This is a genomic window from Arsenicicoccus sp. UBA6765 (assembly GCF_002453335.1).
Classification (GTDB): domain Bacteria; phylum Actinomycetota; class Actinomycetes; order Actinomycetales; family Dermatophilaceae; genus Arsenicicoccus; species Arsenicicoccus bolidensis.
The window spans coordinates 64,631-76,091 of the sequence record NZ_DKGR01000052.1; the positions used below are offsets into that span (position 1 = coordinate 64,631).

At 72.6% G+C, this 11,461-nt stretch carries 12 protein-coding genes; 10 read left to right on the forward strand and 2 right to left on the reverse strand.

Features of this window, described 5'->3' with window-relative positions; genetic code table 11:
- The first annotated feature begins 18 nt into the window (after nucleotides 1-18).
- The 4 genes from B4K29_RS13785 to B4K29_RS13800 all read left to right on the forward strand — a co-directional run bounded on the left by B4K29_RS13785 (nucleotide 19) and on the right by B4K29_RS13800 (nucleotide 4,375).
- A complete protein-coding gene (locus B4K29_RS13785) occupies nucleotides 19-852 on the forward strand; it encodes an isoprenyl transferase (protein WP_286967781.1) in 834 nt (277 codons plus the stop codon).
- A 127-nt stretch (nucleotides 853-979) separates the two neighbouring features.
- Complete coding sequence (gene argG, locus B4K29_RS13790) at nucleotides 980-2,404, forward strand: argininosuccinate synthase (RefSeq protein ID WP_286956320.1); 1,425 nt, start codon at nucleotides 980-982, stop codon at nucleotides 2,402-2,404.
- Nucleotides 2,405-2,896: 492 nt separating this feature from the next.
- Complete coding sequence (map, locus tag B4K29_RS13795; RefSeq protein ID WP_029212414.1) at nucleotides 2,897-3,673, forward strand: type I methionyl aminopeptidase; 777 nt, start codon at nucleotides 2,897-2,899, stop codon at nucleotides 3,671-3,673.
- 228 nt (nucleotides 3,674-3,901) lie between these two features.
- Nucleotides 3,902-4,375, forward strand: a complete 474-nt coding sequence (locus B4K29_RS13800) for a PaaI family thioesterase (RefSeq protein WP_286967742.1) — start codon at nucleotides 3,902-3,904, stop codon at nucleotides 4,373-4,375.
- A 78-nt stretch (nucleotides 4,376-4,453) separates the two neighbouring features.
- On the opposite strand, the gene B4K29_RS13805 is transcribed toward B4K29_RS13800, so the two are convergent.
- Nucleotides 4,454-4,747 carry a DUF6703 family protein gene (locus B4K29_RS13805; RefSeq protein WP_286960448.1) on the reverse strand — a complete coding sequence of 98 codons (294 nt, stop codon included), beginning with the start codon at nucleotides 4,745-4,747 and terminating at the stop codon, nucleotides 4,454-4,456.
- Between the two features lie 30 nt (nucleotides 4,748-4,777).
- On the opposite strand from B4K29_RS13805, the gene B4K29_RS13810 reads away from it, so the two are divergent.
- From B4K29_RS13810 to dusB, 6 genes are all read left to right on the forward strand, one after another.
- Nucleotides 4,778-6,148: a glycine--tRNA ligase gene (locus B4K29_RS13810; protein ID WP_286960450.1), complete on the forward strand. Its 1,371-nt coding sequence runs from the start codon at nucleotides 4,778-4,780 to the stop codon at nucleotides 6,146-6,148.
- A gap of 90 nt (nucleotides 6,149-6,238) precedes the next feature.
- Nucleotides 6,239-6,499 (forward strand): DUF2277 family protein, encoded by a 261-nt coding sequence (locus tag B4K29_RS13815; RefSeq protein ID WP_029212420.1) that lies wholly within the window; start codon nucleotides 6,239-6,241, stop codon nucleotides 6,497-6,499.
- Between the two features lie 138 nt (nucleotides 6,500-6,637).
- Entirely contained in the window at nucleotides 6,638-7,783 is a 1,146-nt protein-coding gene (locus B4K29_RS13820; protein WP_286967745.1) for an LLM class flavin-dependent oxidoreductase, read from the forward strand.
- Nucleotides 7,780-8,454 carry a CE1759 family FMN reductase gene (locus B4K29_RS13825; protein WP_239266119.1) on the forward strand — a complete coding sequence of 225 codons (675 nt, stop codon included), beginning with the start codon at nucleotides 7,780-7,782 and terminating at the stop codon, nucleotides 8,452-8,454. The genes B4K29_RS13820 and B4K29_RS13825 overlap by 4 nt, the downstream gene beginning before the upstream one ends.
- 10 nt (nucleotides 8,455-8,464) lie before the next feature.
- Complete coding sequence (locus B4K29_RS13830) at nucleotides 8,465-9,103, forward strand: phosphatase PAP2 family protein (RefSeq protein WP_286967747.1); 639 nt, start codon at nucleotides 8,465-8,467, stop codon at nucleotides 9,101-9,103.
- A gap of 251 nt (nucleotides 9,104-9,354) precedes the next feature.
- On the forward strand, nucleotides 9,355-10,542 hold the full coding sequence (dusB, locus tag B4K29_RS13835) for a tRNA dihydrouridine synthase DusB (protein ID WP_286967748.1): 1,188 nt from the start codon (nucleotides 9,355-9,357) through the stop codon (nucleotides 10,540-10,542).
- A 39-nt stretch (nucleotides 10,543-10,581) separates the two neighbouring features.
- Here the strand turns inward: dusB and B4K29_RS13840 are convergent, their stop codons facing one another.
- Nucleotides 10,582-11,448, reverse strand: coding sequence for a sulfurtransferase (locus B4K29_RS13840; protein WP_286967750.1), 867 nt, complete (start codon nucleotides 11,446-11,448; stop codon nucleotides 10,582-10,584).
- Between the last annotated feature and the right edge of the window lie 13 nt (nucleotides 11,449-11,461).

An 11,461-nucleotide genomic window follows, 5' to 3' on the forward strand; every position in this document is an offset into this window, starting at 1 on the left:
AAGGAGCAGGTCGTGGCGCTGAGGTCCCGTCGAGCCGAGCCCCGTCGAGCGGAGGCGTGGAAGGGTCAGGTCCGGCCGCCGTTCCCGCACCCCTCCGGAGCCCGGCCGCCCGCCATACCGCGCGAGCTCGTCCCCAACCACGTGGCCGTCGTCATGGACGGCAACGGTCGCTGGGCCAACCAGCGGGGCCTGCCGCGCACCCAGGGTCACGAGGCGGGGGAGGCGAGCCTGCTCGACGTGGTCGCGGGGGCCATCGAGATGGGGATCCCCAACCTGTCGGCCTATGCCTTCTCCACCGAGAACTGGCGCCGCAGCCCGGACGAGGTGCGCTTCCTCATGGGCTTCAACCGCGACGTGATCCACCGCCGCCGCGACCAGCTGGCCGAGTGGGGCGTGCGGATGCGCTGGGTCGGCCGTCGGCCGCGCCTGTGGTCCAGCGTCATCAAGGAGCTCGAGCACGCCCAGGACCTGACCCGCGACAACGACGTCCTGACGCTGTACTTCTGCGTGAACTACGGCGGTCGCGCCGAGATCGCCGACAGCGTGCGGCGCATCGCCGAGGAGGTCGCGGCCGGCCGGCTGTCGCCGCGCGGCATCGACGAGCGGACGATCGCGCGCCACCTGGACTACCCGGACATGCCCGACGTCGACCTGTTCCTGCGGTCGTCGGGGGAGCAGCGCACGAGCAACTTCCTGCTGTGGCAGAGCGCGTATGCCGAGATGGTGTTCCTCGACACGCTGTGGCCCGACTTCGACCGGCGGGACCTGTGGCGCGCGGTGCTGATCTATGCCGAGCGGGACCGGCGCTACGGCGGAGCGGTGGACAAGCCGGGTGAGGACGCCGCTCGCTGAGGTGGCACGGCACCGGCGGCGAGCTCGTCTCGTGCTGCAGCGCGAGACAGGTGCGGCAGCGCGAGACGCCGGGCTGCGGCATACGAGCAATTGTGCATAGCCATGCAGCCGCCCGTATGATGACCGTATGCCCAAGGTTCTCACCTCCCTCCCCATCGGCCGGCGCGTCGGCCTGGCGTTCTCCGGCGGCCTCGACACCTCCGTGGCGGTCGCGTGGATGCGAGAGAAGGGCGCCGTGCCCTTCACCTACACGGCCGACATCGGCCAGCCCGACGAGCCCGACATCGACGGCGTCCCCGGCCGCGCGATGGAGTACGGCGCCGAGGCCGCCCGCCTCGTCGACTGCCGACCCCAGCTCGTCGAGGAGGGCCTGGCCGCGCTGACCTGCGGGGCGTTCCACATCCGCACGGGCGGTCGCTACTACTTCAACACCACGCCGCTCGGCCGCGCCGTCACCGGGACGCTGCTCGTGCGCGCCATGCTCGAGGACGACGTCCACGTGTGGGGCGACGGCTCGACCTTCAAGGGCAACGACATCGAGCGGTTCTACCGCTACGGCCTGCTCGCCAACCCGGGGCTCAAGATCTACAAGCCCTGGCTGGACGCGGACTTCGTCGACGAGCTCGGCGGGCGCAAGGAGATGTCCGAGTGGCTCTCCACGCGTGACCTGCCCTACCGCGACGCGACGGAGAAGGCCTACTCCACCGACGCCAACATCTGGGGCGCCACCCACGAGGCCAAGACCCTCGAGCACCTCGACACCGGCCTGGAGTCGGTCGAGCCGATCATGGGCGTGAAGTTCTGGGACCCCTCGGTCGAGATCGAGACCGAGGACGTCACGATCCGCTTCGAGTCCGGCCGGCCGGTCGCCATCAACGGCGAGGGCTTCGCGAGCGACGTGGAGCTGGTCCTCGAGGCCAACCGCATCGGTGGGCGCCACGGCCTCGGCATGTCCGACCAGATCGAGAACCGCATCATCGAGGCCAAGTCGCGCGGCATCTACGAGGCACCGGGCATGGCGCTGCTCTACGTCGCCTACGAGCGGCTGCTCAACGCGATCCACAACGAGGACACCCTCGAGACCTACCACGAGATGGGGCGCAAGCTCGGTCGCCTGATGTACGAAGGCCGCTGGCTCGACCCGCAGTCGCTCATGATCCGGGAGTCCGTGCAGCGCTGGGTCGGCTCCGCCGTGACCGGCGAGGTGACGCTGCGCCTGCGCCGTGGCGAGGACTACTCGATCCTCGACACGCAGGGCCCCGGCTTCAGCTATCACCCGGACAAGCTGTCGATGGAGCGCACCGAGGGCGCGGCCTTCGGTCCCGTGGACCGCATCGGCCAGCTGACCATGCGCAACCTGGACATCGCCGACTCCCGCGCCCGGCTCGAGCAGTATGCCGGGATGGGGCTGCTCGGCGTCGCTCAGGGCAGGCTGATGGGAGAGCTCGAACCCGGTGGGGCCGACCGCATCTCGCGCGACCGCCGCTACCTGGAGGCGGACGAGGACGTGGAGAGCCTGGACCACGCCGCGATCGAGTTCGGTGTGGACTGACGACGAAGGCGTGAGGATCCGACCGAGGGACGAGGGAGGCCCGGAGCGTCGAGGAGTCGGTCCCATCAGTACGGACTGACGACGATGGCGTGAGGATCCGAGCGAGGGACGAGGGAGGCCCGGAGCGTCGAGGAGTCGGTCCCATCAGTACGGTCTGACGACGAAGGCGTGAGGACCCGACCGAGGGACGAGGGAGGCCCGGAGCGTCGAGGAGTCGGTCCCGAGGGTGTGGACTGACGACGAGGCTCGTCCACGCCAGCTGCCTCGGCGGGACGTTCCGGTGCCCGTGGCGGCGGCTGGTGTCCGTGGCGAGCTGCAGCACGCCACGGGGGCTGGTGGGTGCCGCGGCGGATGGCCGGGCCGACGGGGGACGGTCGCCGAGACGGGGGACGGCCGTATGCCGGGGCCCGGGAGGCGGTGGGCGCTGCGGCATACGGCCGGATGCGCACGCGCCTGCACCGGCATCGAGCATCCGGATGAGAAGGTTGGCGGGTGATCGAGTACAAGACGCCGGCCGAGGTCCAGGCGATGCGCCCGGCGGGGGAGTTCGTCGCCCGGGTGCTCGCGACGCTGCGCCGCGAGGTCGGCGTGGGGACGGACCTGCTGGACGTCGACGCGCGGGCGCACGAGCTCATCCGGGAGCGCGGGGCGACGAGCTGCTACCTCGACTACCACCCGAGCTTCGGCGACTCGCCGTTCGGGCACGTGATCTGCACGAGCGTCAACGACGCTGTGCTGCACGGACTTCCGCACCGCTATCGGTTGCGTGACGGGGACCTCGTGACCCTGGACTTCGCCGCGTCGGTGGACGGGTGGGTGGCCGACAGCGCCATCAGCTTCATCGTGGGCGAGGCCGCGCCGGCCGACCTGGAGCTCATCGACACCTGCGAGCGGGCGCTGACCGCGGCCATCGACACGGCGCGCGTGGGCCAGCGGCTCGGCGACGTCAGCGCGGCCATCGGGGAGGTGGCGGCGGAGGCGGGCTACGGGGTCAACACGCAGTTCGGCGGTCACGGCGTCGGTCGCACCATGCACGGCGAGCCGCACATCCCCAACGACGGGCGTGCTGGACGCGGTCTCGGGCTGCGTCCCGGCCTCGTCATCGCGATCGAGCCCTGGCTCATGGCCACCACGGACGAGCTCGCCAAGGACCGCGACGGGTGGACGCTGCGCAGCGCCGACGGCTCCCGCACCGCGCACGTCGAGCACACGATCGCCGTCACCGAGGACGGGCCGCTCGTCCTGACGGACCGTCGGAACCTGGCCTGACCCCGCTGCACCACAGGCCTCGGACCTCGGACCTCAGGCCTTCGGACCTCAGGCCTTCGGACCTCAGGCCGCGGACCTCGGACCTCGGACGTCAGGCCGCGGCCTGACGCTGGCGGCGACCGTATGACGCCCCCGCGCCACCGCTCGGCGACCCACCGTGGGGGCGCGCGGGCGGCATACGGCCGACGTCCCTAGTCTCGGGGTGACCGACACGAGAGGGGCAGGGCGATGAGCGACGGCAGGGCGTTCCAGGACGGCTATCCCGAGGACGTGGCGCACTGCTACGGCTGCGGGCGGCTCAACGAGACGGGGATCCGGCTGCGCAGCTACTGGGACGGCGAGGAGACGGTGGCGCGCTACATGCCGCGGCCGGAGCACACGGCGATCCCGGGCTATGTCTACGGCGGGCTGGTGGCGTCGCTGATCGACTGCCACGGGACGGGCTCGGCGGCGGCCGCGGGGTCGCGGGCGGCGGGGCTGGACCCGGCGACGGAGCCGCTGCTGCGCTACGTCACGGCGAGCCTGCAGGTGGACTACCTCGCGCCGACGCCGATGGGGGTCGAGCTGGAGGTGCGGGGCGTGATCGAGCAGGTCAAGGGGCGCAAGGTCGTCGTCGAGGAGACCGTGTCGGCGGGGGAGACGGTCGTGGCTCGCGGGCGGGTCGTGGCGGTGCAGATGCCGCAGTCGATGGCGCCCGTCTAGGAGCCGGTCAGGACCCGCCGCCGGTAAAGGCATCAGCCTGGGGGACGAAGGCCGGTCGATGCCCCGGCCCCCGGCGGGTCAGCGGGGGAGCAGGCGGACGAGGACCAGGGCCGCCCCGAGCAGGGCGGCCGCGATGCGGATCAGCTTGGCGTTGGTCGAGGCGTAGGGCCACGCGAGGTAGAGGAGCCAGGCGACGAAGGCCACGGCGAGGCCGAGCAGCACCCAGCCGACCGGTCCGCCGACGATCGCGGCGATCACCAGCAGCGCGACCCAGACCACGGTGGTGGCCCAGCCGGGGAGCCGCGACAGGGCGGCGGCGGCGGGGGTGCTGGCGCGTTCGACGGACTGGCGCAGGGGGGTGGTCTCAGGCACCGCACCACCCTACCGACTAGATTTCGGTCCATGCCCCAGCATCGCTCGACCATCGACGACGTCCTGTCGCTGTGCAAGCGCCGGGGCTTCGCCTACCCCTCCGGCGAGATCTACGGCGGGACCGGCGCCTGGGACTACGGCCCCCTCGGGGTCGCCCTCAAGGAGGCGATCCAGCGTCAGTGGTGGCGGGCGATGGTGCAGCTGCGCGAGGACGTCGTGGGGCTGGACTCCTCGGTCGTGCTGCCCGCGGCCGTATGGCGCGCCTCCGGGCACGTGGACGCCTACACGGCACCGGTGCTGGAGTGCGAGCGCTGCCACGACGTGGCGGCGGTGCCGGAGCTGCGCCAGGCGGCCGGCGAGGAGGGGCTGCGCCTGGACGCGATCCCGTGCCGCGCCTGCGGCGCCATGGGCTCGTGGGTCGAGGCGTCCCCGGTGACGCGGCTGGTGTCGACCCGGCTCGGGGCCGGTGCGGCCGGGGGAGAGGCGCACTACCTGCGGCCGGAGCTGGCGCAGGGCGCCTTCCTCAACTTCGCCAACGTCGTGACCACCTCCCGGCGTCGGCTGCCGTTCGGGATCGCCCAGGCGGGCAAGGCCTTCCGCAACGAGCTGTCGCCCGGGGCGTTCCCGTTCCGCACGCACGAGTTCGAGCGGCTGGAGCTGGCCTACTTCGTGGAGCCGGGCGCGGCGGCCGGGTGGCACGACTACTGGGTGGAGCAGCGGCGCGAGTGGTACGTCCGCCTCGGGGTGGACCCGGCCCGCCTGCGCCGGACCGAGCGGCCCGCGGACGACCTCGCCCACTTCGCCACGCGGGGCACGACCCTGGAGTACCACTACGGCGACCCCGAGGCCGAGTGGGGCGAGCTCGAGCGGATCGCGGACCGGTCCGACGACGACCTCGCCCGGCACTCGCACGCGTCGGGCGCGGACCTGCGCTACTACGACCAGCGGACCGGTGAGCGCTACATCCCGCACGTGGTCGAGCCGGTCGCCGGCCTGACCCGCGCGTTCATGGCCTTCCTCGTCGACGCCTACGCCGAGGACGAGGCACCGACCACCAAGGGCGGGGTCGAGCAGCGGGTCGTCCTGCGGCTGCACCCCCTGCTGGCGCCGGTCAAGGTCGCCGTCCTGCCGCTGTCGCGCCACGCGGACCTCTCGCCGCTCGCCGCGGACCTCGCCGACCGGCTCCGGCGCCACTGGATGGTCGAGACCGACGACGCGCAGGCCATCGGGCGGCGCTACCGCCGCCAGGACGAGATCGGCACCCCCTACTGCGTCACCGTGGACTTCCACACGATCGGCGACCGGTCCGTGACGGTCCGGGACCGCGACACGATGCGGCAGGAGCGCGTGGGTCTGGACGCGCTCGAGGGCTACCTGGCCGAGCGCCTCGTCGGCTGCTGAGGCCCTCGTCCGATGTCGTTGAAACTGGCCATATCGGCTAATTCGTCCGTATTCACCACCTGACCCGGGCAGCTGTGCCATCGTTGATCCATGGCCCGACAGCTACGAGCACTGCACGACGCGGAGATGAGCTCCACGTCGGCCGAGGCGCGCGCCGCTGCCCTGCAGTACGTCCGCGTCGTCACCGGCTCCGCCCGCCCGCGGCCGGAGCATCGCGAGGTCTTCGAGGAGACCGTCCTGCAGGTGGCCGTCGCCACCCAGGCGCTCATCGACCGCATGGAGTCGGCAGCCGAGGTCGAGCGTTCCCGCCCCCGTCGCGACGAGCATCAGTCGTTCGACGCCGCCGGCTGACGGCACCGCCGCCACCACCGCGCAACAGGCCCGCCCGACGACCACGTCGGGCGGGCCTTCTCGTCATACGGGAATGGATCCCCGGGGTCGCCTGTTAGAGTGGTTGAACATTCAACCAACAGCGTGGAGGAGGACCCCATGCAGTTCGGCATCTTCTCGGTCGGCGACGTCACCACGGACCCGACCACCGGTCGCACCCCGACCGAGCACGAGCGCATCACGGCCATGACGCAGATCGCCCTCAAGGCCGAGGAGGTCGGCCTGGACGTCTTCGCGACCGGCGAGCACCACAACCCGCCGTTCGTGCCGTCCTCCCCGACCACCCACCTGGGCTACCTCGCCGCCAAGACCGAACGTCTGCTGCTGAGCACCGCGACTACCCTGATCACGACCAACGACCCGGTCAAGATCGCGGAGGACTACGCGATGCTGCAGCACCTGTCGGGCGGTCGCGTCGACCTGATGATGGGCCGCGGCAACACCGGCCCCGTCTACCCGTGGTTCGGCAAGGACATCCGCCAGGGCATCCCGCTCGCGGTCGAGAACTACCACCTCCTGCGGCGGCTGTGGCGCGAGTCCGTCGTCGACTGGGAGGGTCGGTTCCGCACCCCGCTGCACGGCTACACCTCGACCCCCGCGCCCCTGGACGGCACCCCGCCGTTCGTGTGGCACGGCTCGATCCGCAGCGCCGAGATCGCCGAGCAGGCGGCCTACTACGGCGACGGCTTCTTCCACAACCACATCTTCTGGGGCCCGGAGCACACCCGGCAGATGGTCTCGCTCTACCGCCAGCGGTTCGAGCACTACGGCCACGGGTCCGCGGACCAGGCGATCGTCGGGCTCGGCGGTCAGGCCTTCATGGCCGAGACCGAGGCGGAGGCCAAGCGTCGCTTCCGGCCCTACTTCGACGTCGCCCCCGTCTACGGCCACGGCCCGTCGCTGGAGGAGTCCACCACCGCGACCCCGCTGACCGTCGGCACGCCCGAGATGGTCATCGAGCGGACCCTCGCCTCGGCGGACTACGCCGGTGACTACCAGCGCCAGCTGTTCCTGATGGACCACGCCGGCCTGCCCCTCGACGTGGTGCTCGAGCAGATCGAGATCCTCGGCCGCGAGGTCGTCCCGACCCTGCGCACCGAGTTCGAGCGTCGTCGTCCGGCCCACGTGCCGAGCGACCCGCCCACCCACGCCTCGCTCGTGGCCGCCGGCCCCGAGTCGCCGCACCACCTCGTCACGCCGACCGCCTCCCTCGCGTCGGCGGCCACCACGGAGGAGACCGTATGACGCGCCGCATCGTCGCCGTCACCGCCGGGCTCTCGCAGCCCTCGTCCACCCGCCTGCTCACCGACCAGCTCACCGCCGCCGTCACCGCCCAGGTGACGGCGCGCGGGGAGGCCGCCTCCGTCGAGGTGATCGAGGTGCGCGAGCTCGCGACCGACCTGGCGCAGCTGATGACCTCGGGCCTGGCCACGCCGCGGATGGACGAGGCGCGCGAGCTCGTCTCGTCGGCCGACGGCCTCGTGCTCGTGACCCCGGTGTTCAACGGGAGCTATGCCGGCCTGTTCAAGCTGTTCGTCGACGCCCTGTCGCCGGACTCGCTGACCGGGATGCCCGTGATCGTCGCGGCCACCGCCGGCACCGCCCGCCACTCGCTGGTCCTGGACTTCGCGATGCGGCCGCTGCTGACCTACCTGCGCGCCGTCGTCGTGCCCACCGGGGTCTTCGCCGCGACCGAGGACTTCGGCGGCGCCGAGGCCGGGTCGGGGCTGGCCTCCCGGGTGCGCCGCGCGGCGTCCGAGCTGGCCGCGCTGGTCGTGGCCGAGACCGGGGCCGTGGCGGGGTTCGCCGAGGGCTCGGCCGACCGGGACCGGTCGGACCGTGCCGCCCGCTCCTCCGGCGTCGGGCTCGCGCCGGTGACCCCCTTCGAGCAGCTGCTGGCGGGGCACACGGGCTAGGGTTCGGCCCATGGCTCACCCCCTCGCCCCCTGGTTGCGTCACGTCGTGCTGCCGGGGGCGGCGATCAGCGTCGGCATCGCCGCCCTCGGGCGCGTCATCGAGGGGCCGCTGCAGGGCTGGCCGGCCGAGGACGAGCTCAACCGCTGGTGCGTGCGTCACCGCACTCCCCTCGGCAACGCCCTCACCTGGGTGCCGTCCACGTATGCCGACACGCCCGCCACCATCGTCATGTCGCTGGTGTACGGCGGGTGGCTGTGGCGCGAGACCCGCAGCGTGCGCGAGACCGTCGCGCCGCTCGCCGCCATCACGATCGAGACGGTGTGCTTCATGAGCGCCGCTCGGGTGGTCGGGCGCGAGCGTCCCGACGTGCCCTGGCTCGACAAGCCCGCCCACACCTCGAGCTTCCCCTCGGGGCACACCGGCGCCACGACCGCGATGAGCCTCACCGTCGCGCACGCCATCGCACGCCAGGACGTGCCCGGCTCGCGCTGTCTCGCGCAGGCCATCCGGTGGGGTGTCCCGGTGAGCGTCGCCGCGTCTCGCGTCTATCGCGGGATGCACCACCCCTCGGACGTCGTCGTGGGGTCGCTGCTGGGCGCGTGGACGGCGGGCGCCGTGCGGCGGGCCCTCGGCATACCGACGCTGTAGCCCTCTCCGGGCCACTGCCCGGCTGTCCAGACAGGAGGTCGCCGCCCGAGGCGCGTGGGCCGACGGGCGTGAGTCGTCTGCTCGTTGAGAGGCGACAGATGGGGGTTATGGAGGTCGGTTGACCCCCATCTGTCGCCTCTCAACGATGGGGCGGCGGGGCTGGTGGGGGTGATGCGGCGGGCGCTCGGCATACCGTCCCGTGTTGGCACCCGACAACGGCACCCGGCGCGGCCTGAGACAATCGACGGGATATGACTGCTGTCCTCCCGCCCCTCGTCATCGGCCGCCACACCTATGAGTCGCCCGTCGTGCTCGCCCCCATGGCGGGCATCACCAACCGTGCCTTCCGCCGCCTGTGCCGCGAGCACGGGGCCGCCGGGCTCGCGGCGGGGGGCACGCCCGACGCCAAGCAGCTCTTCGTGTCCGAGATGATCACCACGCGCGCCCTGGTCGAGCGCGTCCCCCTGACGATGAAGCTCATCGAGATGGACGAGGACGAGTCTCCCCGGGGGATCCAGCTGTATGGCGTCGACCCGGTCACCGTCGGCCAGGCCGCCCGCATCATCGCGACCGAGGACCGCGCCGACCACATCGACATGAACTTCGGCTGCCCCGTGCCCAAGGTCACGCGCAAGGGCGGCGGCTCGGCGCTGCCGTGGAAGACGGAGTGGTTCCGCGCCATCGTCCGGGCCGCCGTGCGCGAGGCCGCACCGTACGACATCCCCGTGACGGTCAAGATGCGGGTGGGGATCGACGCCGACCACGTCACCTATCTGGAGGCCGGCCGGATCGCCGAGCAGGAGGGTGCCTCCGCCGTCGCGCTGCACGGCCGCACCGCCAACCAGCACTACTCGGGGCAGGCGGACTGGTCCACGATCGCCCGGCTCAAGGAGGCCGTGACGACGATCCCCGTGCTCGGCAACGGCGACATCTGGTCCGCCGAGGACGCGGTGCGGATGGTGCGCGAGACGGGGTGCGACGGGGTCGTGGTGGGGCGCGGCTGCCTGGGGCGGCCGTGGCTGTTCGCGGACCTCGCGGCAGCCTTCGCCGGCGTGACCTATCGCGCGCGGCCGAACCTCGGCGAGGTGGGGGACACCATGCGCCGGCACGCGGCCTACCTCGCCGACTTCTACGAGGACGAGGGCAAGGCCTGCCGCGACATCCGCAAGCACATCGCGTGGTACCTCAAGGGATTTCCCGCCGGCCACGAGGTCCGCAACCGCCTGGCCCTGGTGGACTCCCTGGCCGCGCTGGACGAGCTGATCTCGACGCTGGACCCGTCGGTGCCCTGGCCGGACGAGGCCGCCGAGGGACCACGTGGCCGGGCGGGGTCGCCCAAGGCCGTGGCCCTGCCCGACGGGTGGCTGGACTCGCCGCAGATCGACGAGCGCCAGCAGCGGCTCATCGCCGAGGCCGAGCTGAGCGTCAGCGGCGGCTGAGCACCGGGGGCGGGGGCTGCGGCATACGGCCTGGACCGCTCAGGCGCCGGTCTCGACCGGCCGGCTCGGGTCGGCGATGTAGTCGCTCCACGACCCCGCATAGACGGCCAGGTCGTCGCTGATGCCGACCGCCGCCGCGGCCAGGGCGACGTGGCAGGCCTGCACCCCGGACCCGCAGTAGACGCCGACGGTGCTGCCGTCGTGCACGTCACGCCGGTGGAACCTGGCGAGCAGCTCGTCGCGCGGCAGGAAGCGCCCCTCGTCATCGACCAGCTCGAGCGCGGGCAGGGAGACAGCACCGGGGATGTGCCCCGCGACGGGGTCGACGGTCTCGTCCTGGCCCTTGAACCGGTTGGCCGGGCGGGCGTCGAGCAGCGTGCCGCTCTCGGCGTAGCGCAGCGCCTGGTCCGCGTCCAGCACGGTCAGGGCACCGGGCCCCACCTCGACGTCGCCTGGCTCGGGCGTGACCTCGCCGGTCTCCACGGGCAGGTCCGCGGCCTGCCACGCGCCCCAGCCTCCGTCGAGGACGCTGACCTCGGCGTGGCCGGCGTGCCGCAGGAGCCACCAGGCCCGGGACGCGGCGATCGAGCGCCAGTCGTCGTAGACCACGACCGGGCGGTCCCTGCGCACACCGGCGGCACGCAGCCCGGCCTGCAGCTGCTCGGGCCGGGGGAGCGGGTGCCGGCCACCGGCGCCGTCCGGGCGGATGTCGGCCAGGACGGTGTCCAGGTCCACGTAGGCCGCCCCCGGCACGTGGCCGGCGGCGTGCTGCTCGCGCCCGTCGGATCCACCCATGGCATAGCGGACGTCCAGGACGACGGGCCGATGCTCGACGGGGGCACACAACGCCTCGCCGAGCTCGTGGACCGAGATCAGGGGCAGACGGGACAACGGCGTCGTGGTCATGGCGCCAAGCCTA